Raw genomic sequence first — 23,747 nt, forward strand, 5'->3', positions numbered from 1 at the left:
ATACGTTCAAAAAAGTCAAAACTATGATTGGTTTTGACTTTTTTGAATTGTAGACGAATTTGTGAAAAAGGCCGTTAAGGGGGACAAACAAATGTTACAGTCAAAAAATATATTGCTCGGTGTCAGCGGAGGAATTGCCGTATATAAAGCAGCAGCACTTACTAGTAAACTCGTACAAGCAGGCGCAAATGTAAGAGTGATTATGACGGAATCTGCTCGTGAGTTTGTGTCTCCGCTTACCTTCCAAGCACTGTCTCGGCATGAGGTATATGTAGATACATTCAAAGAAAACAATCCAAAAGTCATTGCACATATTGACGTAGCTGACTGGGCCGATCTCATTCTTGTTGCCCCTGCAACAGCACATACGATTGGTAAAATGGCCGCTGGACTTGCAGATGATATGCTCACAACGACTTTGCTTGCTTCTACAGCGCCTGTATGGGTCGCACCAGCGATGAATGTGCATATGTATGATCACCCGGCTGTGAAACGGAACATTCGCACATTATATGAAGACGGCTACCGGTTTATTGAGCCGAGTGAAGGTTATTTAGCCTGCGGGTACATTGGAAAAGGGCGATTAGAAGAGCCTGAAAAAATTGTTGAACACATCCGGGCCTTTTTTGAAGAGCCAAAAAGCTTACCGCTCTCAGGTAAAAAAGTTGTGGTGACAGCAGGTCCTACACGTGAAGTGATCGATCCTGTCCGGTTCTTTACAAACCGTTCTAGTGGAAAAATGGGCTATGCGATTGCAGAGGCTGCTCAGCAAATGGGTGCAGATGTTACGCTGATTTCTGGACCTGTTTCTTTAACTGAACCTGACCATGTACATGTAGTGCACGTTGAATCAGCTGAAGAGATGTATCATGCTGCGCTAGATGTATACGGGGAAGCTGATCTTGTCATTAAATCAGCAGCTGTCGCCGATTACACCCCTGTCACGACATATGCTCATAAAATGAAAAAACAGGCCGGCGCTCTGGACATTGAATTCACCCGGACAAAAGATATTTTAAAAGAACTGGGGAAAAGAAAAGAGCATCAAGTGCTGGTCGGATTTGCAGCTGAAACGCAGGATGTAGAATATTATGCGAAAAAGAAAATTGAATCCAAGCATCTCGATATGATTGTGGCCAATAACGTCACTAAAGAAGGTGCAGGCTTTGGCACAGATACCAATGTGGCAGCAATCATCAAAGCAGATGGAACGAAAAAAGAGCTGCCAATGATGAGCAAAAAAGACCTCGCTTTTGAAATTTTAAAGGAGGCAATAATGCTGCTTCCAAAAGAGCGTGATCGCGCATGATTGCTGAAGTCATCGTAGATGTCACAACGAAAGCCATTGACCGGCCATTTGATTACCGTGTACCAGATCGATTCAAAGATCTCGTCAAAGCGGGAATGAGGGTGGTCGTTCCCTTTGGCCCGCGGAAGATTCAAGGGTTTGTGACAAAAGTCAAAGAGGAAACAGACATCAAGACAGGAAGCATTAAAGAGATAGTCGATTTATTTGATTTATCACCTGTTCTGACAGATGAGCTACTGGAGCTTTCTCACTGGCTGACGGAAAAAACATTGTCCTATCATATTACGGCACTTCAATCGATGCTGCCCGCAGCCATGAAGGCAAAGTATGAAAAAGAAATACAGGTGCTATCAGAGGAAGAACTTCCGCAGTCATTGAAAGAGCTTTTCGGTCAGCGAGAGAGCATTCTTTATGCTGACATCCCGTCTGAACAATTAAAACAGATTCAAAAGCATGTCCAAAAAGGTCATCTAGAGGTGAGATACCATGTCTCGCAAAAATCTGGAAAGAAAAAGGTCCGCATGCTCCAGCTGGCTGTATCGAAAGAAAAACTTGAAGAAAAGCAGCAGCAGCTAAAGAAAAATGCGGTAAAACAAAAGGCACTGATTTCCTACTTGCTTCAAGCGGGAGAGGCAACCTTTTTAGCGAAAGACTTGCAGCAGCAAACAGGCGCGAGTTCTCAAACGCTTAAAACCTTTATTCAAGAAGGGCTGTTAACAGAAAGCTATGAAGAGGTCTACCGGGATCCTTACCGTGACCGGGAGTTTACACCATCTGCATCACTTGATCTCACGCCTGAGCAAACAGAGGCGGCAAAACATATTCATCAAGCAGTCAGTGAGGATCAGCACGCAACCTTTTTACTGCACGGAGTGACAGGAAGCGGCAAAACGGAGATTTACTTGCAGACAATTGATCATGTTCTTCAAAAAGGCAAAGAAGCGATCGTTTTAGTTCCTGAGATTTCGTTAACCCCTCAAATGGTGCAGCGATTTAAAGAACGATTTGGCTCAAATGTGGCTGTTCTTCACAGCGGCTTATCGACAGGAGAAAAATATGATGAATGGCGGAAAATTCATCGCAAGGAAGTCAAGCTTGTCGTTGGCGCAAGATCTGCTGTTTTCGCTCCATTTGAAAATTTAGGCATGATTATTATAGATGAAGAGCATGAATCCTCTTATAAACAAGAAGAAATGCCTCGTTATCATGCCAAGGATGTCGCCATTGAACGAGCAGTGCGGCATCAATGTCCAGTCGTATTAGGCAGTGCAACACCTTCACTTGAAACCTATGCACGTGCAAAAAAAGGCGTCTATACATTGCTGCCGCTCAAGCACCGCGTCAACCAGCAGCAGATGCCGCACGTTTCGTTAATTGATATGAGAGAAGAACTAAGAAATGGCAACCGCTCCATGTTCTCAGAAGAATTAATGATCAGGTTAAAGGAAGTGCTTGAAAGAAAAGAACAAGCCGTTTTATTTCTGAACAAAAGAGGCTATTCATCCTTTGTGATGTGCCGTGATTGCGGATATGTGGAGCAATGTCCTCATTGCGAAATTTCTCTCACCTATCACCGCTATCAAAAACGGCTGAAGTGCCATTATTGTGGTCACGAAGCTCCAGTACCTTCTGAATGTCCAGAATGCCACAGTGAGCATATTCGCTATTTTGGAACTGGCACGCAGCGAGTAGAAGAAGAACTGACAAAGGTATTGCCTGAGGCGCGTGTGATCCGAATGGATGTGGATACAACGTCTCGTAAAGGTGCTCACGAAAAGCTTCTTACGTCTTTTGGCAATAAAGAAGCGGACATTTTGCTCGGGACGCAGATGATTGCAAAGGGGCTGGATTTCCCAGATGTCACACTTGTTGGTGTTCTCAGTGCGGATACATCCCTTCACATCCCTGATTTTCGTTCAAGTGAAAAAACATTTCAGCTTCTCACACAGGTCAGCGGCAGAGCAGGGCGCCATGAAAAAGCGGGCTCGGTTATTATTCAATCGTATACGCCTTCTCACTATAGTATTGAATTAACGAAGCAGCATGACTACGAAGCCTTTTATGAACAGGAGATGCTGCATCGACGCCACCAGTCCTATCCGCCTTATTACTTTTTGGCGATGGTGACAGTGTCACACGAAGAAGTGACGAAGGCAGCACATGTCACTGATCAAATTGTCCAGTTCCTAAAAATGAACTGTGCACCGAATACTCGAATCCTTGGTCCGGCCGCATCGCCAATCGCTAAGATCAAAGATAGATATCGGTATCAATGCGTGATAAAATACAAAAGGGAAAATGAACTGGCAAGTTTACTACGGAAAATACAAGACCATTATCAAAAGGAAATGGAACAAAAACAATTGATGATTTCAATAGATATGAATCCATATATGATGATGTAAAACGGAGGGCTGTAAGTGGCAGTAAAACCAATAGTCATACATCCGGCAGAAGTGCTTGAACAAAAGACAGAGCTCGTCGGTACGTTCGATAAAAAGCTTAAAAAACTGCTGGATGATATGTATGATACAATGCTTGAGCTGGATGGAGTTGGACTAGCAGCACCACAAATCGGTATTTCAAAAAGAATCGCTGTTGTAGATATCGGAGAAGAATCTGGCAGAATTGACTTAGTGAACCCCGAGGTGCTTGAAGTAGAAGGAAGCCAGACAGATATTGAAGGCTGCCTGAGCTTTCCATCTTTATACGGCACTGTAGAGAGACCGAACTATGTGAAGGTAAAAGCCTTTGATAAGAAAGGCAAACCATTTACAATAGAAGCAGACGGATTTTTAGCAAGAGCTTTATTGCACGAAATTGATCATTTAGACGGCATTTTATTTACGTCAAAAATCATTGAAACTTATACAGAAAAAGAACTTGCGGAAATGGAAGGGTGAAGAAAATGGCACGTATCGTATTTATGGGAACCCCTGATTTCTCAGTACCTGTGCTGCAAACACTGATAACAGAAGGATACGAAGTGGTAGGGGTTGTCACGCAGCCAGACCGCCCAAAAGGAAGAAAACGAGTGCTCACACCCCCTCCTGTAAAAGTGGAAGCCTTAAAGCACGGCATTCCTGTGTTGCAGCCTGAAAAGGTGCGCCTTGATGAAGAAATTGATAAGGTGCTTGCATTACAGCCGGATTTAATCGTCACAGCGGCATTTGGACAAATTTTACCAAAGCGATTACTCGATGAACCTAAGTTTGGCTGTATCAATGTTCATGCCTCGCTGCTGCCAGAACTAAGAGGCGGCGCGCCGATCCATTATGCGATCCTTCAAGGCAAAAAGAAAACAGGCGTTACCATCATGTACATGGTGGAAAGACTTGATGCAGGTGACATGATCAGTAAAGTAGAAGTAGAAATCGATGAATTAGACAATGTCGGAACATTGCATGACAAATTAAGTGTTGCAGGTGCCACGCTGCTAAAAGATACGGTGCCAAATGTTCTGAGCGGATCTATTTCTCCGATTCCGCAAAATGAAGAAGCGGCCACATACGCACCAAATATTAAGCGGGAGCAAGAAAGATTAGACTGGACAAAAACCGGCGAAGAGCTTTACAACCAAGTTCGCGGGCTAAATCCTTGGCCAGTTGCCTATACTGAATGGAACGGCGCTCATCTAAAAGTATGGGAAGCGAAAAAGGTTCCGCTTCAAGCGCAAGAAGAACCCGGGAAAGTGATTGAGCTTCAAAAAGAAGGTCCGGTCATTGGAACTGGGGATGAGCAAGGCCTTTTATTAACAGGTGTGCAGCCAGCTGGTAAGAAAAAAATGAGCGGCGAAGACTTCTTAAGAGGCGCAAATATCGAAATTGGACAGAAATTAGGGTTAATGAATGAAGAAAAGTAATGTGAGAGAAGTAGCGCTGGACGCTTTAATCAAACTCGAACAAAACCAGGCTTACAGTAATTTGCTGTTGCAGTCAGTCATGAAAGATAAAGACTTAGCTGATCAGGACAAACCGCTGTTAACAGAGCTTGTATATGGTACACTGCAAAATAAGCTGGCATTAGATTATATGCTGACGCCCTTTGTGAAAAAACCGCAAAAGGTGGCTCCGTGGGTGATGCAGCTCTTGCGGATGTCCCTTTATCAAATGGTGTACCTTGAAAAAATCCCAGATCGTGCAGCGATTCATGAAGCTGTCGAGCTGACGAAAAAACGCGGGCACAAAGGGATTTCTTCACTTGTGAACGGTGTTCTTCGTTCTATGCAAAGAGAAGGCGTTCCGTCATTTGATGCGATCAAAGATCCAGTAAAGCGGCTGTCCATTGAGACAAGCCACCCAATATGGCTTGTGCAGGAATGGGTTCAGGCGTACGGATTTGAAGCGGCAGAAAACATGTGCCGCATTCATTTAGTCCCGCCAAAGCAAACCCTTCGCGTCAATCGAATGAAAATTGACCGCACGGCACTGCAGCAAAAACTAATGGATGCAGGCATTGAAACGGAGCTTGGCGACTTATCTGAAGATGCACTTAAGCTCATGAAAGGGTCCATCGTCTCAACCCCTTCTTTTCAAGAAGGCTATGTGACGATACAAGATGAAAGCTCGATGCTTGTCGCAAGAGCGCTCGACCCTCAGCCGGGAGAAACGGTGCTTGACGCCTGTGCGGCTCCTGGCGGAAAATCAACACATATTGCAGAACGTATGAATGATGAGGGCAAAATTGTTTCACTTGATTTACATGAACATAAAGTGAAACTCATCAAACAAGCAGCAAAACGTCTGAACCTTACTCACATTGAGGCAAAAGCACTTGATGCAAGGAAAGCGGCAGACTATTACAGCGAAGCTTCGTTTGACCGTATTCTCATTGATGCACCGTGTTCCGGTTTTGGCGTCATTAGACGAAAACCAGATATGAAATATACAAAGTCACAAGAAGACTCAGCAAGGCTTGCAGCTATCCAGCAGGCCATTTTAAAGGAAACGGCCCCGCTTTTAAAACCGGGCGGAACCCTTGTATACAGTACGTGTACAATGGACCCAACAGAAAATCAACAAGTGATTCATGCGTTTTTACAAGAACACCAAGACTTCGAACCCGATCTATCTCTTAATGAACGGCTGCCTGAGCAGGTTGCTCCGTTTGTTCAAAACGGAAGTGTACAAATTCTTCCTCATTATTTCGGAACAGATGGTTTCTTTATTTGCAGCATGAGAAAGAAGGGATAAAAAATGACAGAACAAAAAGTAAGAAAAGAACTGAAGACAGAAATGCCGTCGATCTACTCATTTGAGCTTCACGAAATGAAAGAATGGTTAAAAGAACAAGGCGAAAAGCCTTTCCGCGCAGCCCAAATTTTCGAGTGGCTTTATGAGAAACGTGTGACATCTTTTGACGATATGTCTAACCTTTCAAAGGATTTAAGAGAGAAATTAAAAGATCAATTTGCGATCACCACATTAAAAACCGTGATCAAACAAACGTCTCAAGACGGAACGATCAAGTTTTTATTTGAATTACATGATGGCTATACGATTGAAACAGTGCTGATGCGCCACGAATACGGCAACTCTGTCTGCGTCACAACTCAGGTTGGCTGCCGAATCGGCTGTACATTCTGTGCATCTACACTTGGCGGGTTAAAACGAAACCTCGAAGCAGGAGAAATCGTTGCTCAAGTATTGAAAGTGCAGCAGGCACTTGACGAAACAGATGAGAGAGTCAGCTCGGTTGTCATCATGGGAATTGGCGAACCGTTTGATAACTTTGACGAAATGCTTGCCTTCCTTAAAATCATCAACCATGACAACGGCTTAAATATTGGCGCGCGTCATATTACAGTGTCGACAAGCGGAATCATTCCAAAGATCTATCAATTCGCTGATGAGCAAATGCAAATCAATTTTGCTGTCTCCCTGCATGCACCGAACACAGAGATCAGAAGCCGTCTGATGCCGATCAATAAGGCATATAAGCTGCCAAAATTAATGGAAGCCATCGAATACTACATTCAAAAAACGGGTAGACGTGTCAGCTTTGAATACGGCCTGTTTGGCGGAGTAAATGATCAAGTTCATCATGCAGAAGAGCTTGCAGACTTATTAAAAGGAATCAAGTGCCACGTGAACCTCATTCCGGTGAACTATGTACCGGAAAGAGATTATGTAAGAACACCGAGAGAACAAATCTTCCTATTTGAAAAAACGTTGAAAGAACGCGGCGTAAACGTAACGATTAGACGAGAGCAAGGCCATGATATTGATGCTGCTTGCGGTCAGCTAAGAGCGAAGGAGCGTCAGGAAGAGACGAGGTGACGAATGTTGATAAGGGCAGCCTTTCAAACCGATACAGGAAAAGTCCGTCAGCATAATGAAGATGATGCAGGTATTTTTGAAGCAAAAGAAGACACCCTTCTAGCTGTTGTAGCAGATGGAATGGGAGGTCATCTTGCTGGTGATGTCGCCAGCAGGATGGCCGTCTCTTCTTTAAAAGAATACTGGGAAGAAACATCTTCAATTCCAGCAAAACCAGCAGAGCAAGAAAGCTGGTTAATCTCAAAAATTAGTGACATTAATGATCAAGTATATGAACATGCGAAAAACAATGAGGAGTGCCAAGGAATGGGGACGACCATTGTTTGTGCGCTCGTTCATTTGCAAACGGTCACAATTGCCCATATTGGCGACAGCCGCTGCTACTTGCTGAGAGAAGGAGCACTGACCCAGCTAACGGATGACCATTCACTTGTAAATGAGCTTGTGAAAACAGGTGAAATTTCTAAAGAGGATGCAGAATATCATCCAAGAAAAAATGTGCTCACGAAAGCATTAGGAACAGATAAGCACGTTCAAATTGATGCACATACTTTTGAAGTAGACCCAGGAGATCAAATCCTGCTTTGCTCAGATGGTTTATCCAATAAAGTAGAAGAAGAGAATTTGATTCATATTTTAACGCAAACGACCGCACCAGATGAAAAAGTAACAGCATTAATCCAAACAGCGAATGACAACGGCGGTGAAGATAACATTACAGCAGTATTGTTAGAAATCTCCTCCCAGCCAGAGGAGGGTGACAGCAAGTGTTGATCGGAAAACGGATCAGCGGCCGTTATCAGATTCTTCGCGTCATAGGCGGAGGCGGAATGGCAAACGTTTATTTGGCGGAGGATATGATTTTAGATCGCGAAGTCGCGATTAAAATTTTGCGCTTTGACTTTGCAAGCGATGATGATTTTATTAGACGTTTCCGGCGCGAGGCGCAGTCAGCCGCAAGTTTAGATCATTCAAATATTGTCAGCATCTACGATGTAGGGGAAGAAGATGACATTTATTATATTGTCATGGAATATGTCGAGGGGATGACGCTGAAAGAATACATACATGCCAATGGCCCGCTTCATCCGAAAGAAGCCGTTCGCATTATGGAGCAAGTCGTTGCGGCAATGGAAGAAGCCCATGCAAAGCAGCTCGTCCACCGGGACATTAAGCCTCACAATATATTAATAGACAACATGGGGAATATTAAAGTCACTGATTTTGGGATTGCCATTGCACTCAGCTCAGCGACCATCACCCACACAAATTCGGTTCTAGGATCCGTGCACTATTTGTCTCCAGAGCAAGCCCGCGGAGGTCTTGCGACGAAAAAGTCAGACATCTATTCACTTGGAATTGTGCTCTATGAACTCATTTCTGGACGCATGCCATTTGAAGGGGAATCAGCTGTCAGTGTTGCGCTGAAGCATTTGCAATCAGAGCCGCCATCTGTAAGAAGGTGGAATCCTTCTGTTCCACAAAGCGTGGAAAACATCATTTTAAAGGCAATGGCCAAAGATCCATTTTATCGATATGAAGATGCATCTGAAATGCAAAAAGATCTGCAAACTGCTTTCGACCCTTCAAGACTAAAAGAAAAACGCTTTGTCATTGAAGAGGATCATGAAGCAACGAAAGCGATCCCAATCATTCAAGATCATCAAGTCGATCAAGACAATGAAAAAACAGCTGTCCATCCGGTGAAAAAACCGAAGAAAAAAGAGAAACAAAAGCCGAAAAAGAAACGAAAAAAATGGCCTTGGGTTGTGGCATCCATCCTGTTTATTCTAACTGCTGCGACCATTTTAGCTATCACTGTGTTTCCCGGACTGCTCTTTCCAAAAGATGTTGAGGTCTCTGATGTATCTGGCATGACGATTGAAAAAGCAGAGGACACCTTGAAGAAAGCCGGTTTTACCGTCGCCTCTGAACCAATTGAGATTGCTGATGAAAAAATTGAAAAAGGGCTTGTCGTCAAAACAGACCCGAAAATCGGCACAAAGGTAAAAGAAGGAACCGAGATTCAGCTTTACCAAAGTACTGGCAAAGAAAAGACCGAATTACCTGATGTAACAGGTGAAAAGGTCGATAAAGCAAAAGAATTATTAGAGAAAAAAGGGTTTAAGCAAGTTGTTGTGGAGGAAGTAAATGATAATGACACCGAATCTGGGATTGTCATGGAACAGAAACCTTCAGCGAGTACTGAGCTTGTGGCAGCAGATGAAGAAGTGACGTTGACGGTCAGCATAGGTCCTGCCGATATTACATTGCGGGATTTAACGACATATAGTAAACAGGCTGCATCGAATTATTTAGAGGATAACGGATTAAAGCTTGATGAAAAAGAAGCGTATTCTGATGATGTGCCAAAAGGTGAGGTGATGAAGCAGGAACCAGGAGCTGGTACTGCTGTGAAACCAGGTGATACGGTTAAAATCACCTTCTCACTTGGACCGAAGAAAAAACCGGCTAAAACGGTAACTGAAAAGATTGCCATCCCGTATGAACCAGTAACTGAAGGGCAAGAAATGACCGTTCAGATTTCCATTGACGATGCTGAGCATAGCATTTCTGATTCATATGAAACCTTTAACATCACTGCACCAACTGAACGGACCATTAAATTTAAGATTGAACCAGGTCAAAAAGGATACTATCAAGTGACAGTTGATGATAAGGTCGTAAGCTCTAAAACAATCGAATACCCTGACGATGAATAAAGGAGGGACTTTATGCCTGAGGGCAAAATTATTAAAGCATTAAGCGGATTTTATTATGTGCTCGATGAGTCTCTAGAAAGTGGAAAAGTGATTCAGTGCAGAGCGAGAGGTATTTTTCGGAAAAACAAAATCACACCTCTTGTTGGAGATTATGTTGTATATCAAGCGGACAACGATAAAGAAGGCTACTTATTAGAAGTAAAAGAGCGGACAAACGAACTTGTTCGTCCGCCTATTAGTAACGTCGATCAAGCGGTGCTCGTTTTCTCTGCGACAGAACCGACCTTTAGCACATCGCTTTTAGACAGATTTCTAGTGCTGGTGGAAGCAAATGATATTAAGCCGATTATCTGTATCACAAAAGTGGACTTATTGAAAACAGATGAAGAGCGTGAAAGTATTCAAGGCTATGCAGAGGACTATCGGCAAATTGGATATGATGTTCATGTAACATCCACGATCGAGGGAGACGGAATTGAAAAGCTGACCCCGCATTTTCACAATAAAATCACTGTATTTGCCGGTCAGTCTGGTGTAGGTAAGTCCTCTCTTTTAAATGCGATGAGTCCTGATTTGGCGCTGAAAACCAATGATATTTCCTCTCATCTTGGAAGGGGGAAGCATACGACAAGACATGTCGAACTCATTCGTACAGCAGAAGGGCTCATTGCAGATACACCTGGCTTTAGCTCGCTCGAATTTACCGGCATCGAAGCGGAAGATTTAGGCCTTTACTTTTTAGAAATCAAAGAGCGGAGTGCAGATTGTAAGTTTAGAGGCTGTCTGCACGTGAAAGAGCCTGGCTGTGCGGTAAAAGGCGCGGTCGAACAAGAGCAAATCAGAGCGTATCGCTATCAGCATTATTTAGAGTTTTTAACTGAAATCAAAGACAGAAAGCCGAGGTACTAACTCATGGTTTATATTGCCCCTTCCATTTTATCAGCAGATTTCGCCAATTTGGAGAAAGATATCCGTGATGTGGAACAAGGCGGAGCGGATTACATTCATATCGACGTGATGGACGGCCATTTTGTACCGAATATTACATTTGGGCCGAATGTTGTGGAAGCAATCAGACCGCATACAAAGCTGCCGCTCGATGTTCACTTAATGATTGAGCAGCCAGACCGGTATATTCCTGCATTCGCAAAAGCAGGTGCTGACATTATTTCTGTCCATGTAGAAGCTTGTCCGCACTTGCACAGAACGATACAGCACATAAAGGAACAAGGTGTAAAAGCAGGTGTCGTCTTGAACCCGCACACACCTGTTTCTCAGATTGAGCATGTATTAGAGGACGTAGACCTTGTCTTATTCATGACGGTAAATCCCGGTTTTGGCGGACAGGCGTTTATTCCATCTGTCCTCACGAAGGTAAAAGAAGTGAAGACCCTTAGCGAACAAAAGGGCTTATCAGACTTACTCATAGAAATAGACGGCGGTGTCAATGTAGAGACTGCAAAGAGCTGTAAAGACGCGGGCGCTAACTTACTTGTGGCCGGCTCAGCGGTATACGGTAAAGACAACCGTGCAGCAGCCATTCAGGCCATTCGAGAAGCGTAAAAAAAGGAACCAAAGTCACTCTGATCTTTGGTTCTTTTTACATGGAGAGGAGCGTATATCATGCACATACATATCGTAGCTGGCGGTCCTTTTGATTACATCCCGCCCCTTGAACATGAAGCATCACAGGACGATATTCTCTGGGTCGGTGTAGACCGGGGGACGCTCTTTTTACTAGAGCACGGCATCATGCCTGCCAAGGCTTTTGGTGATTTTGACAGTGTGACAGAAGAAGAGCTTTGCGAGCTGAAAAAGAAATTGCCTGCCTTGAATGTATTTCAGGCTGAAAAAGATGAAACCGATTTAGAGCTTGCGCTGAACTGGGCCATGCACCAGCACCCTGCGCATATTCACATTTACGGCATTACAGGAGGAAGGGCTGATCACTTTCTAGGAAATATTCACCTTCTATATCAAGGCATTCAGCACAAGCAGAACATCACTCTTGTAGATAAGCAAAATATCATTCAAATGTTTGGACCTGGTACATACGAAATAAAAGAAGACCCTGATAAAAAATATGTGTCGTTTCTGCCCTTTGGTACATCGGTTGAAAAGCTGACATTAAAAGGTTTCAAATATCCTCTGAAAAATTGTCATATTGAGCCTGGTTCCACACTATGTATTAGTAACGAACTCATCCACTCAAATGGTACTTTTTCTTTTCATGAAGGCATATTAATAATGGTAAGAAGCAAAGATTGACCAACCTATCAATGTGGATGGCTGATTAAGCTCAATTGTGCTGCAAGCGGTACTTTTAGGAGGGGGACAAAATGAAATTTTATACAATCAAACTGCCTAGATTTCTTGGCGGCATTGTCCGTGCGATGCTTGGTTCATTTAAAAAAGATTAATGAGTAATCTCCTTTATTTCCACATAAAAACGCCTGCTACAGTTTATTGTAGCAGGCGTTTACTCTTCTTGCTTATACACGCTCAACTTTACCAGATTTCAAAGCTCGAGCTGATACATATACTCTTTTAGGCTTACCGTCCACTAGAATACGAACTTTTTGAAGGTTCGCGCCCCATGTACGTTTTGTAGAGTTCATTGCGTGAGAACGGTTGTTCCCAGCTTTTGTTTTTCTGCCTGTAATAACGCATTTACGTGCCATTTGTTTCCCTCCTAACTGCGAAAACATCATCATATTCTTCATATACGTACTTAGAGATGCCTCAAGATACTTTAATAATTTACCACAGCTTCAAGGGGTTTGCAAGGATTGTTTACTCCTCTTTCAAGAAAAATACCTTGACATCTTGATAAAAAATCGAGGCTATAGTATAAGTAGGATTGGGTCGGATTGAATGATTTCTTTTAAAAAGAAGGGTCTTATAGTAAAATAGTGATAACTCAGGGCAATTTCTCAAAAAGGGGGAACCAATGTGTCCATTGAACTTAGAACGAAATACGGACAAATTGATATATCAAATGAAGTCATTGCAATGGTGGCAGGAGGCGCTGCGATCGATTGCTATGGTATTGTTGGCATGGCGTCCAAAAACCAAATTAAGGACGGCTTGACGGATATTCTCCGCAAAGAGAACTTCAGCCGGGGTGTTCTTGTGCGTCAGAAAGAAGACCGCATTCATATTGATATGTACATCATCGTCAGCTACGGTACAAAAATATCAGAAGTCGCACATAATGTTCAAACGAAAGTCAAATACACGATTCATCACACAATTGGACTTTCTGTTGACTCGGTCAACATTTATGTACAAGGAGTAAAAGTTACGAACCCGTAGTAAGGAGGAAATATATTGTCTATTAGAAATCTTGATGGCCGCTCATTTGCAAAAATGATTCTTGCAGGTGCTCACCATCTTTCTCAAAACGCACAAATTGTGGATGCGTTAAATGTTTTTCCAGTGCCAGATGGAGACACGGGGACAAATATGAATTTGTCGATGACTTCAGGGGCAAAAGCAGTTGAAGAAACAAACACCGATCATATTGGGAAGGTCGGCGTGGCCCTGTCAAAAGGGTTATTGATGGGCGCAAGAGGAAACTCTGGCGTGATCCTGTCACAGCTCTTTAGAGGTTTCAGTAAACATATTGAACAAAAAGAAACAATTGATGCAAAAGAATTTGCTCTTGCCTTACAGGCGGGTGTTGATACAGCATATAAAGCCGTGATGAAACCGATTGAAGGAACGATCTTAACAGTTGCAAAGGATGCAGCAAAGAAAGCGGTTGCTGTTTCGGCAGCAGAGGATCAAATTGACCGCGTTCTAGAGTTAACGATTGAGGAAGCAAGAGCATCACTTGATCGAACGCCAGATCTGCTTCCTGTCTTAAAAGAAGTGGGTGTTGTCGATAGTGGAGGTAAAGGACTTCTATGCGTATATGAAGGTTTCCTTGCTTCATTAAGAGGTGAAGAGCTTCCTCCTAAATCGGCTTCTTTACCTACGCTAAAAGAACTCGTTAGTGCAGAGCATCATAAAAGTGCACAAAGCCATATGAACACAGAAGATATCGAATTTGGCTACTGTACTGAATTTATGGTGAAATTTGAAGAAGACAAACAGTCCTTTGATGAGAATGCCTTCAGAGAAGACTTAAGCGAATTCGGAGATTCACTTCTTGTGGTGTCTGACGATACACTGGCGAAAGTTCATATTCATGCAGAGCAGCCAGGAGATGTCTTATCCTATGCACAGCGCTACGGCAGCTTAATTAATATGAAAATAGAGAACATGAGAGAGCAGCATAGCTCAATTGTGAACGAAGAAAGAGAACATGTGCCTGCTGCACCAAAAGCACCTGCTGCTGAAAAACAGCGCTTTGGCGTGGTCAGTGTCGCAATGGGAGAAGGAATTGCTGACTTGTTCAAAAGCATCGGAGCTTCCGTCGTCATTGAAGGCGGGCAGACGATGAATCCGAGCACAGAAGACATTGTCACAGCAATAGAAAGCGTACATGCCGAAACCGTCTTTATCTTACCTAATAATTCTAATATTGTCATGGCAGCTAAACAGGCGGCAACTGTCTCAAGCTGTGAGGTCGTTGTCATTCCGACGAAGACCGTTCCTCAAGGAATGTCGGCACTTCTTTCTCTCAATGAAGCAGCTTCAAATGAAGACAATGAAAGAGCGATGCTAGAAGCGATTGACCATGTGAAAAGCGGGCAGATTACCTTTGCAGTGAGAGATACTCAAATTGATGGAATCGACATTGCGAGAGGTGACTATATGGGTCTGTTCAACGGAAAAATCACGTTAACAGCGAAAAATCAATTAGATGCAGCAAAAGAACTTCTCGCCAAAATGGTGACAGAAGATGATGAGATTGTCACCATCATTAAAGGAGAAGATGCATCATCTGATGAGCTGGATGCGTTACAAGCCTTTATTGAAGAAACATTTGAAGATGTAGAAGTTGAAGTCCACGATGGAAAACAGCCGCTTTATTCATATATTTTAGCGGTTGAATAACGAAAGAAGGGCAAATAAAGCCCTTCTTCTTCTTTTGCAATTTTTTACTAGCCATTCCACGGTGAAATGAGTTGCGGGAAACGAATGAATCCATTAGTCTAAAGAAAGAACCAAACCATACGCGAGTGGTGATGAGAGGGGAAGACCTATGAAATTTAGAAGTGTGTTTGATATTATTGGACCTGTCATGATTGGGCCATCAAGTTCGCACACAGCGGGTGCGGCTCGTATAGGGAGAGTAGCCCGCAGCTTATTTGGAAGAGAACCGAAACGAATTGTCGTTTCATTTTATGGTTCTTTTAAAGATACGTATAAAGGACACGGTACAGATGTCGCCATTATCGGCGGTGTTCTTGACTTTGATACATTTGATGAACGAATCAAAACAGCGATTGATATTGCAAAAAGCAAAGAGATTGACATTGAATTTAAAGAAGAAGAGGCGGTGCCGGCGCATCCGAATACAGCAAAAGTAGAGATTTCAGATGCGAACGGAAGCCTTGAACTAATCGGGATTTCCATCGGCGGAGGTAAAATTGAAATCACAGAATTAAATGGCTTTGAGCTCAGGCTCTCAGGGAATCATCCTGCCATTCTTGTGGTTCATAACGATCGCTACGGGACGATTGCGGCAGTTGCCAATGTCTTAGCGAAATTCGCCATCAACATCGGTCATATGGAAGTGGCGCGTAAAGATGTCGGGCAAGAGGCACTGATGACGATTGAAGTAGATCAAAATATTGACCCAGCTGTCCTATCAGAGCTAGAAACGCTGCCAAACATTATTCAAGTCACACAAATTGCAGAGTAACAACAAGGAGGTTATGAATGATGTTTAAAAACGTCAAAGAACTCGTGCAGCTAACAGAAGAACGGAATACCTCCATTTCAGAAATTATGATTGTGCAAGAAATGGAAGTGACAGGGAAGTCACGTGAGGAAATTTTCTCCCAGATGTACCGCAACCTAGAAGTGATGGAGCAGGCCGTTGAAAACGGGCTGAAGGGTGTGAAATCATTATCAGGCTTAACAGGCGGAGATGCAGTCAAACTTCAAGCCTATATCGCATCAGGCAAAACGCTGTCTGGTCATACGATATTAGATGCTGTCAGTAAAGCAGTTGCAACAAATGAAGTCAATGCCGCAATGGGAACCATTTGTGCCACGCCTACAGCAGGCTCTGCAGGTGTTGTACCAGGTACGTTATTTGCAGTAAAAGAAACATTAAAGCCAACAAAGGAACAAATGGTCAGATTCCTATTTACTTCTGGCGCATTTGGTTTTGTTGTGGCGAATAACGCCAGCATTTCCGGTGCAGCAGGCGGCTGTCAGGCAGAGGTAGGTTCTGCATCAGGGATGGCGGCAGCAGCTATTGTTGAGATGGCAGGCGGGACACCGCAGCAATCTGCAGAAGCGATGGCGATTACACTGAAAAATATGCTTGGACTTGTTTGTGATCCTGTAGCGGGACTTGTCGAGGTACCTTGCGTGAAACGAAATGCAATGGGTGCATCTAACGCTATGATTGCAGCAGACATGGCTCTTGCCGGCATCACAAGCCGCATTCCATGTGATGAAGTCATTGATGCGATGTACAAAATCGGTCAAACGATGCCAACGGCTCTTCGCGAAACAGCCCAAGGCGGTCTCGCAGCGACACCGACAGCAAGAGAGCTTGAAAAGAAGATTTTCGGAGGTGTGACCTCATCTCGTGATACAGAAACTGCAAGATAATGTCTCTGTCCTGAAAGGGATTGGAGAGGAAACCGAAAAAACACTCAATGAACTTGGAATCTACACAGTAGCCGATTTACTCGGCTACTTTCCTTATCGATATGACGACTATGAGCTTCGTAACTTAGAAGAAGTAAGGCATGACGAACGTGTCACAGTTGAAGGGAAAGTACATAGTGAGCCCGTTCTCACCTATTATGGCAAAAAACGAAGCAGGCTGACATTCAGGCTGCTTGTCGGACGTTTTCTCATTACGGCGATTTGTTTCAATCGCCCGTATTTAAAACGAAGCCTTGTGTTAGGTGATACAGTTTCCGTCACAGGAAAATGGGATAAAAACCGTCAATCTATCATGGTGCAGGAATTTAAAAAAGGGACGCACGAGCAAGATGGCAGTATAGAGCCCGTTTATTCAGTAAAAGAAAATGTGACCGTGAAAATGATGAGGCGCTTTGTAAAGCAAGCCTTGTCACTTTATGCAGACAAAGCTGAAGATCCATTGCCAAAGCAGCTTGTCTCTGCCTATAAACTCATGTCCTATCAGGAAGCATTAAAAACCATTCATCTCCCAGAAACAAGAGACTCGCTCAAGCAAGCAAGACGCCGTTTTGTGTACGAGGAATTTCTCATCTTTCAGCTGAAGATGCAGGCGATTAGAAAGAAAGAACGAGAGAGAACATCAGGCATCCAGCATCCGTTTTCCAAAGAGGCTGTTTTTGAGTTTGTTAACAGCCTGCCATTTCCGCTGACGAAGGCACAATCAAGAGTGCTTGATGAAATCATGTCGGACATGGTGTCTCCATATCGAATGAACCGGCTGCTCCAAGGAGATGTAGGTTCAGGGAAAACAGCTGTTGCGGCCATTGCGCTTTATGCCGCTCATTTATCAGGTTTTCAAGGTGCATTAATGGTCCCAACAGAAATTTTGGCAGAACAGCATGCCGATTCACTTTACCAGCTGTTTGAAAAATGGGGGCTGAATATTGCCCTTTTGACAAGCTCTGTGAAAGGAAAGCGACGCAGAGAATTGCTTGAACGTTTAAAAGAAGGCGAGATTGACATATTAGTCGGCACGCACGCACTCATTCAAGACGAAGTCGAATTTCAGCAGCTCGGCCTTGTCATCACAGATGAGCAGCACCGGTTTGGCGTAGAGCAGCGGAAAAAACTAAGAAGCAAGGGGCAGGACCCAGATGTCTTGTTTATGACGGCCACACCTATTCCGCGAACACTTGCGATTACTGTCTTTGGAGAAATGGACGTCTCCGTCATTGATGAATTGCCAGCTGGCAGAAAACAAATTGAAACGTATTGGGTGAAGCATGACATGCTTGAGAGAATTCTTGCTTTTGTGGATAAAGAGCTGAGAAAAGGCAGACAGGCATATATTATTTGTCCGCTCATTGAAGAATCAGACAAGCTGGATGTCCAAAATGCGCTTGATGTCCATAGCATGCTCACTGAGGCATACCGCGGCAAGTGGTCGATTGGCTTAATGCATGGGAAGCTGGCGAGTGATGAAAAAGATCAGGTCATGAGAGCCTTTACCGCAAATGAAGTACAAATTCTTGTTTCAACCACAGTTGTTGAAGTCGGGGTCAACGTACCGAATGCAACCATCATGGTCATTTATGATGCAGACCGCTTCGGACTGTCTCAGCTTCATCAGCTAAGAGGCCGGGTCGGACGAGGAGAGCATCAATCATTTTGTATTTTAATGGCTGATCCAAAATCCGAAACGGGGAAAGAGCGGATGCGGATCATGTCCGAAACAACTGATGGCTTTGAGCTGTCCGAAAAGGACTTAGAACTAAGAGGACCCGGCGATTTCTTCGGTAAAAAACAAAGCGGGATGCCTGAATTTAAGGTAGCAGATATGGTTCACGACTATAGAGCGCTGGAAACGGCTAGAAAAGATGCAGCTGACCTTGTCCAATCGGACGCCTTTTGGACTGATCCCGAATACAAAGAACTCCGGCAAACGCTGATAGACAGCGGTGTGCTGGGAGGAGATAAATTAAGCTGATCAAATGCTGGAGGAATTTTCTTGTCTTTTTGAAACAAGGATTGATTTATCATCTATGAGATTATATACTACTATTAGTACCTAGTCATAAATGTACGGATGGTGTCTGCATATGAAACTAAATAAAAAAGAACGTCAAAAGCTTCTCCAGCAAACGATCAGCTCGACTCCATTCATTACTGATGAAGAATTGGCAAGTAAATTCGGTGTCAGCATACAAACGGTTCGTCTTGATCGTTTAGAGCTGTCGATCCCTGAATTACGCGAAAGAATTAAGCATGTGGCCGAAAAGACATTAGAGGATGAAGTAAAGTCACTTCCACTGGATGAAGTGATTGGAGAAATGATTGATGTAGAACTTGATGACCAAGCCATTTCCATTTTAGAAGTGAGAAAAGAGCATGTATTCAGCCGAAACCAAATTGCCAGGGGACATCATCTCTTCGCCCAGGCAAATTCGCTGGCAGTTGCCGTCATCGACGATGAACTGGCTTTGACAGCAAAAGCGAATATCAGGTTTACAAGGCAGGTGAAACAAGGCGAAAGAGTCGTCTCTAAAGCCAAAGTAGCCTCACATGATAAAGAAAAAGGAAGAACCGTAGTTGAAGTAAACAGCTATGTTGGTGAGGAAGTTGTCTTTTCAGGTGACTTCGTCATGTATCGCTCAAAACAAAAGTAAAAGGTGGCACGTAATATGAGAATTGCAGTCGATGCAATGGGGGGAGATCATGCCCCTAAAGCCATTATTGACGGTGTGCAAAAAAGCTTAACAGCATTTTCAGATATCGAGATTACACTTGTCGGCGATGAAAACAAAATCAAACCATACATAACAAACAATGACCGCATCACGATCTTAGATGCAAAAGAAGTGATTGAACCGACGGATGAACCAGTGCGTGCAGTTAGACGTAAAAAGGATTCATCTATGGTGAAAATGGCGCAGGAAGTATCTGAGGGACGAGCAGATGCCTGCATCTCAGCAGGAAATACTGGCGCCCTCATGACAGCTGGACTGTTTATCGTAGGCAGAATTGACGGTATTGACAGACCGGCACTTGCCCCAACTTTGCCAACACTGGATGGCAGCGGCTTCTTGTTACTAGATGTTGGTGCCAACGTTGATGCTAAACCAGAACATCTCGTGCAATATGCCATGATGGGATCAATCTACGCAGAGCGTGTCTTCCCAAAGAGCAATCCGCGTGTTGGACTGTTAAATGTAGGAACAGAAGATAAAAAAGGCAACGATTTAACGAAAAAAACCTTTGAATTATTAAAAGCATCAGACTTGAATTTCGTAGGAAATGTAGAGTCTCGTGACTTATTAGAAGGTGTTGCTGACGTTGTTGTCACAGATGGTTTCACTGGAAATATTGCGCTTAAAACGATTGAGGGCACAGCCCTTTCTGTCTTTAAAATGCTGAAAGAAACATTAACATCCAGTTTTACAGCAAAAATAGCAGCAGGCATGATGAAGCCGAAATTAATGCAGATGAAATCTAAAATGGATTACTCCGAATATGGCGGTGCCGCTTTATTTGGTTTAAAGGCACCTGTCATTAAAGCGCACGGCTCCTCTGACGAAAATGCCATTTTCCATGCAATTCGTCAGGCACGTGATATCGTAGAAAAAGACGTTTCAGCCATCATTCATCAAGAAGTCCAAAAAGAAACAACGAATGAGTCTTAATGGAGGTAAAGCAGCATGACTAAAATTGCATTTTTATTCCCTGGCCAAGGCTCTCAAAAAATTGGCATGGGAAAAGATTTATTTGACCAAGAAGCAGTATCTAAAGCTGTTTTTGAAGAAGCAGACAAGACCCTCGGGTTTGACTTATCTTCTCTGATTTTTGAAGGGGATGCAGAAGAACTGACGCTCACCTTTAACGCGCAGCCAGCTCTTTTAACGACAAGTATCGCCATCTTAAAGAAATTTGAAGAGAGCGGAATCAAAGCAGATTATACAGCAGGACACAGTCTTGGTGAATACACGGCCCTCGTTGCAGCAGGCGCACTTTCGTTTAAAGATGCTGTTTATGCAGTCAGAAAGCGCGGAGAATTAATGAATGAAGCTGTTCCAGCAGGAGAAGGCGCCATGGCAGCAATTCTTGGCTTAGACAAAGCGGCACTTGAAGAAGTGACAAAAGAAGTGACAGAGAGTGGTCACCTTGTAGAGCTCGCTAACTTAAACTGTCCTGGTCAAATCGTGATCTCTGGTACAGCAAAAGGAGTAGAACTTGCTTCAGAGAAAGCGAAAGAAAAAGGCGCAAAACGTGCAATTGCCCTTGAAGTAAGCGGACCTTTCCATTCTGCATTAATGAAACCAGCCGCTGAAAAATTTACAGATGTTTTGTCAAAGCTGGATATTGCGGATGCGAAAACTCCGGTCATCTCAAACGTAACAGCAGACATCGTGACTTCTCGTGATGAAATTGAGACAAAGCTCATTGAACAACTGTATTCTCCAGTTCGTTTTGAAGAAAGTGTGGAACGCCTTATTGATTTAGGCGTCACAACATTTATTGAAATTGGTCCTGGCAAAGTGCTTTCAGGTCTTGTGAAAAAAGTGAATCGCCGCCTGACGACGATTTCCGTTTCAGATCAAGAAACAATTGAAGCAGCCATTCAAACATTGAAGGGGGATTCTTGATGCTTACAAATAAAACAGCAGTGGTAACAGGAGCATCACGCGGGATTGGCCGATCCATCGCGATTGATTTAGCGAAAAGTGGTGCAAATGTTGTCGTGAACTATTCTGGAAACGAAGCAAAAGCAAATGAAGTCGTAGATGAAATCAAAGCACTCGGCCAGCAGGCATTTGCTGTGAAAGCTGATGTCTCAAATGCTGAAGAAGTACAAGCCATGATGAAACAAGCAATTGATACCTTTGGTTCAATTGACATTCTTGTGAATAATGCAGGGATCACAAAGGACAACCTGCTCATGAGAATGAAAGAGAATGAATGGGATGATGTCATTAACATAAACTTAAAAGGTGTCTTTAACTGTACAAAAGCCGTGACACGTCAAATGATGAAGCAAAGAAGCGGAAGAATTATCAATTTGGCTTCAGTCGTTGGTGTGTGTGGTAACCCTGGACAAGCAAACTATGTTGCAGCAAAAGCTGGCGTCATCGGATTAACGAAAACAACAGCAAAAGAGCTGGCAACTCGTCACATTACAGTTAATGCAGTAGCACCAGGCTTTATTTCAACAGATATGACAGACAAGCTTGATGAAAATGTACAGACGGAAATGCTCAAACAAATTCCGCTCGCACGCTTTGGTGCACCTGAAGATATTAGCAACGTCGTTGTCTTTTTAGCTTCAGAAGGAGCAGGTTATATTACAGGCCAAACCATCCAAGTAGATGGCGGAATGGTCATGTCCTAAGAAATATCAAAATTTCATTAGGTTTTCTCTAGTTTTTTAAAAACAATTCAACTATAATACTTTGAGGGGAGGTGAAAGGCAATGGCAGACGTATTAGAGCGTGTATCAAAAATTATTGTAGACCGCCTTGGCGTTGATGAGGCTGACGTGAAAATGGAAGCTTCATTTAAAGAAGATTTAGGCGCTGATTCCCTTGATGTAGTTGAGCTAGTTATGGAACTTGAAGATGAGTTCGATATGGAAATTTCTGACGAAGATGCTGAAAAAATTGCAACAGTCGGTGACGCTGTGAACTACATAAATAACCAGCAATAAGTGTAACAAAGTCCCGTCTACTTTTGACGGGACTTTGAAAATTTATGTTAGTTTCATCACATTCAGCTGATCAATTGTCAGCCTTTTTCAGATGCTGGGAGCAATGTTTCCCTGCATGTAGAAAGAGAGACTCCATATAATCAGTATCCTTAAAGGCGATTACGCCTACCTGGAGGTTGCTATGCCAAAACAATATAAAGACAAACAGAAACAGAGCAAAAAACTAGAGCAATTTAGAGAATTCCAGCAGCGCATTTCTGTACAATTTAAAAATGAAAAGCTTCTATATCAAGCCTTTACCCATTCCTCTTATGTGAATGAACACCGGAAAAAGCCATACGAGGATAATGAAAGACTTGAATTTTTAGGAGATGCTGTTTTAGAATTGACCATCTCTCAATTTTTATTTGCAAAATATCCAGCGATGAGCGAGGGAGATTTAACGAAACTAAGAGCGGCGATCGTATGTGAACCGTCACTTGTATCACTAGCGCATGAGCTGTCCTTCGGAGACCTTGTACTTTTAGGAAAAGGCGAAGAAATGACAGGCGGCAGAAAACGCCCAGCACTTTTAGCGGACGTATTCGAGGCGTTTATCGGCGCACTTTATTTAGATCAGGGGCTTGAGCCAGTTGAACGTTTCCTAGAAGCGTACGTCTATCCGAAAATTAACGATGGAGCATTCTCGCACGTCATGGACTTTAAAAGCCAGCTGCAAGAATTTGTGCAGCGCGATGGAAAAGGTGTGCTTGAATACCGTATCCTGCATGAAAAAGGGCCTGCACATAACCGGGAATTTGAAGCAAATGTATCCCTTCGAGGTGAAGTGCTCGGAATTGGAAATGGACGCTCTAAAAAAGAAGCAGAACAGCACGCTGCACAGGAAGCACTTGCTAAATTGCAGAAACATCATATGAACCAATAAAATCCCCCTCGTTATTCAGGGGGATTTCACTCTGTTT

General features: G+C 43.3%; 24 protein-coding genes. 23 read left to right on the forward strand and 1 reads right to left on the reverse strand.

Annotated features, from left to right (window positions below):
• The first annotated feature begins 91 nt into the window (after positions 1–91).
• From coaBC to spoVM, 12 genes are all read left to right on the forward strand, one after another.
• Positions 92–1,309, forward strand: coding sequence for a bifunctional phosphopantothenoylcysteine decarboxylase/phosphopantothenate--cysteine ligase CoaBC (coaBC, locus tag NSQ25_RS07550; protein ID WP_034281738.1), 1,218 nt, complete (start codon positions 92–94; stop codon positions 1,307–1,309).
• Entirely contained in the window at positions 1,306–3,714 is a 2,409-nt protein-coding gene (priA, locus tag NSQ25_RS07555) for a primosomal protein N' (RefSeq protein WP_111927351.1), read from the forward strand. The genes coaBC and priA overlap by 4 nt, the downstream gene beginning before the upstream one ends.
• A gap of 15 nt (positions 3,715–3,729) precedes the next feature.
• Positions 3,730–4,212, forward strand: coding sequence for a peptide deformylase (gene def, locus NSQ25_RS07560; protein WP_326136459.1), 483 nt, complete (start codon positions 3,730–3,732; stop codon positions 4,210–4,212).
• Positions 4,213–4,217: 5 nt separating this feature from the next.
• Complete coding sequence (gene fmt, locus NSQ25_RS07565; RefSeq protein ID WP_326136456.1) at positions 4,218–5,171, forward strand: methionyl-tRNA formyltransferase; 954 nt, start codon at positions 4,218–4,220, stop codon at positions 5,169–5,171.
• Complete coding sequence (gene rsmB / locus NSQ25_RS07570; RefSeq protein WP_326136454.1) at positions 5,158–6,501, forward strand: 16S rRNA (cytosine(967)-C(5))-methyltransferase RsmB; 1,344 nt, start codon at positions 5,158–5,160, stop codon at positions 6,499–6,501. The genes fmt and rsmB overlap by 14 nt, the downstream gene beginning before the upstream one ends.
• Positions 6,502–6,504: 3 nt before the next feature.
• Positions 6,505–7,587, forward strand: coding sequence for a 23S rRNA (adenine(2503)-C(2))-methyltransferase RlmN (gene rlmN / locus NSQ25_RS07575; RefSeq protein WP_111290877.1), 1,083 nt, complete (start codon positions 6,505–6,507; stop codon positions 7,585–7,587).
• A gap of 3 nt (positions 7,588–7,590) precedes the next feature.
• Entirely contained in the window at positions 7,591–8,361 is a 771-nt protein-coding gene (locus tag NSQ25_RS07580) for a Stp1/IreP family PP2C-type Ser/Thr phosphatase (protein ID WP_034281746.1), read from the forward strand.
• On the forward strand, positions 8,355–10,310 hold the full coding sequence (gene pknB / locus NSQ25_RS07585) for a Stk1 family PASTA domain-containing Ser/Thr kinase (protein ID WP_081124366.1): 1,956 nt from the start codon (positions 8,355–8,357) through the stop codon (positions 10,308–10,310). The genes NSQ25_RS07580 and pknB overlap by 7 nt, the downstream gene beginning before the upstream one ends.
• A 12-nt stretch (positions 10,311–10,322) precedes the next feature.
• The gene (gene rsgA, locus NSQ25_RS07590; protein WP_120207068.1) at positions 10,323–11,219 is read left to right on the forward strand and encodes a ribosome small subunit-dependent GTPase A; all 897 of its coding nucleotides are present in this window, start codon (positions 10,323–10,325) and stop codon (positions 11,217–11,219) included.
• Positions 11,220–11,222: 3 nt separating this feature from the next.
• Positions 11,223–11,873, forward strand: a complete 651-nt coding sequence (gene rpe / locus NSQ25_RS07595) for a ribulose-phosphate 3-epimerase (protein ID WP_070325808.1) — start codon at positions 11,223–11,225, stop codon at positions 11,871–11,873.
• 60 nt (positions 11,874–11,933) lie between these two features.
• Positions 11,934–12,578 (forward strand): thiamine diphosphokinase, encoded by a 645-nt coding sequence (locus NSQ25_RS07600; RefSeq protein ID WP_070325809.1) that lies wholly within the window; start codon positions 11,934–11,936, stop codon positions 12,576–12,578.
• Between the two features lie 71 nt (positions 12,579–12,649).
• A complete protein-coding gene (spoVM, locus tag NSQ25_RS07605; RefSeq protein ID WP_008354550.1) occupies positions 12,650–12,730 on the forward strand; it encodes a stage V sporulation protein SpoVM in 81 nt (26 codons plus the stop codon).
• Positions 12,731–12,802: 72 nt separating this feature from the next.
• Here the strand turns inward: spoVM and rpmB are convergent, their stop codons facing one another.
• The gene (gene rpmB, locus NSQ25_RS07610; protein ID WP_003212514.1) at positions 12,803–12,991 is read right to left on the reverse strand and encodes a 50S ribosomal protein L28; all 189 of its coding nucleotides are present in this window, start codon (positions 12,989–12,991) and stop codon (positions 12,803–12,805) included.
• Between the two features lie 271 nt (positions 12,992–13,262).
• On the opposite strand from rpmB, the gene NSQ25_RS07615 reads away from it, so the two are divergent.
• The 11 genes from NSQ25_RS07615 (at position 13,263) to rnc (ending at position 23,710) form a co-directional block, all read left to right on the forward strand.
• Complete coding sequence (locus tag NSQ25_RS07615; protein WP_008344871.1) at positions 13,263–13,625, forward strand: Asp23/Gls24 family envelope stress response protein; 363 nt, start codon at positions 13,263–13,265, stop codon at positions 13,623–13,625.
• A gap of 15 nt (positions 13,626–13,640) precedes the next feature.
• A complete protein-coding gene (locus NSQ25_RS07620) occupies positions 13,641–15,314 on the forward strand; it encodes a DAK2 domain-containing protein (RefSeq protein ID WP_070325810.1) in 1,674 nt (557 codons plus the stop codon).
• Positions 15,315–15,462: 148 nt separating this feature from the next.
• Complete coding sequence (sdaAB, locus tag NSQ25_RS07625; protein WP_024424201.1) at positions 15,463–16,125, forward strand: L-serine ammonia-lyase, iron-sulfur-dependent subunit beta; 663 nt, start codon at positions 15,463–15,465, stop codon at positions 16,123–16,125.
• 20 nt (positions 16,126–16,145) lie between these two features.
• Positions 16,146–17,048: an L-serine ammonia-lyase, iron-sulfur-dependent, subunit alpha gene (sdaAA, locus tag NSQ25_RS07630; RefSeq protein WP_024424200.1), complete on the forward strand. Its 903-nt coding sequence runs from the start codon at positions 16,146–16,148 to the stop codon at positions 17,046–17,048.
• Positions 17,026–19,074, forward strand: a complete 2,049-nt coding sequence (recG, locus tag NSQ25_RS07635; RefSeq protein WP_070325811.1) for an ATP-dependent DNA helicase RecG — start codon at positions 17,026–17,028, stop codon at positions 19,072–19,074. Before sdaAA ends, recG begins: the two co-directional genes overlap by 23 nt.
• Positions 19,075–19,186: 112 nt before the next feature.
• Positions 19,187–19,753 (forward strand): transcription factor FapR, encoded by a 567-nt coding sequence (gene fapR, locus NSQ25_RS07640; protein ID WP_024424199.1) that lies wholly within the window; start codon positions 19,187–19,189, stop codon positions 19,751–19,753.
• A 15-nt stretch (positions 19,754–19,768) separates the two neighbouring features.
• Complete coding sequence (plsX, locus tag NSQ25_RS07645; RefSeq protein WP_034281756.1) at positions 19,769–20,767, forward strand: phosphate acyltransferase PlsX; 999 nt, start codon at positions 19,769–19,771, stop codon at positions 20,765–20,767.
• Positions 20,768–20,782: 15 nt separating this feature from the next.
• Positions 20,783–21,727 carry an ACP S-malonyltransferase gene (gene fabD / locus NSQ25_RS07650; RefSeq protein WP_214755217.1) on the forward strand — a complete coding sequence of 315 codons (945 nt, stop codon included), beginning with the start codon at positions 20,783–20,785 and terminating at the stop codon, positions 21,725–21,727.
• On the forward strand, positions 21,727–22,470 hold the full coding sequence (gene fabG / locus NSQ25_RS07655) for a 3-oxoacyl-[acyl-carrier-protein] reductase (protein ID WP_024424196.1): 744 nt from the start codon (positions 21,727–21,729) through the stop codon (positions 22,468–22,470). Before fabD ends, fabG begins: the two co-directional genes overlap by 1 nt.
• An 81-nt stretch (positions 22,471–22,551) precedes the next feature.
• Entirely contained in the window at positions 22,552–22,785 is a 234-nt protein-coding gene (gene acpP / locus NSQ25_RS07660) for an acyl carrier protein (protein ID WP_008344853.1), read from the forward strand.
• A 181-nt stretch (positions 22,786–22,966) separates the two neighbouring features.
• Positions 22,967–23,710 (forward strand): ribonuclease III, encoded by a 744-nt coding sequence (rnc, locus tag NSQ25_RS07665; RefSeq protein ID WP_034281759.1) that lies wholly within the window; start codon positions 22,967–22,969, stop codon positions 23,708–23,710.
• Positions 23,711–23,747: the final 37 nt, after the last annotated feature.

Origin of the sequence: Bacillus sp. FSL R5-0512 (genome assembly GCF_038593295.1) — a bacterium.
Classification (GTDB): Bacteria; Bacillota; Bacilli; order Bacillales; family Bacillaceae; genus Bacillus; species Bacillus safensis.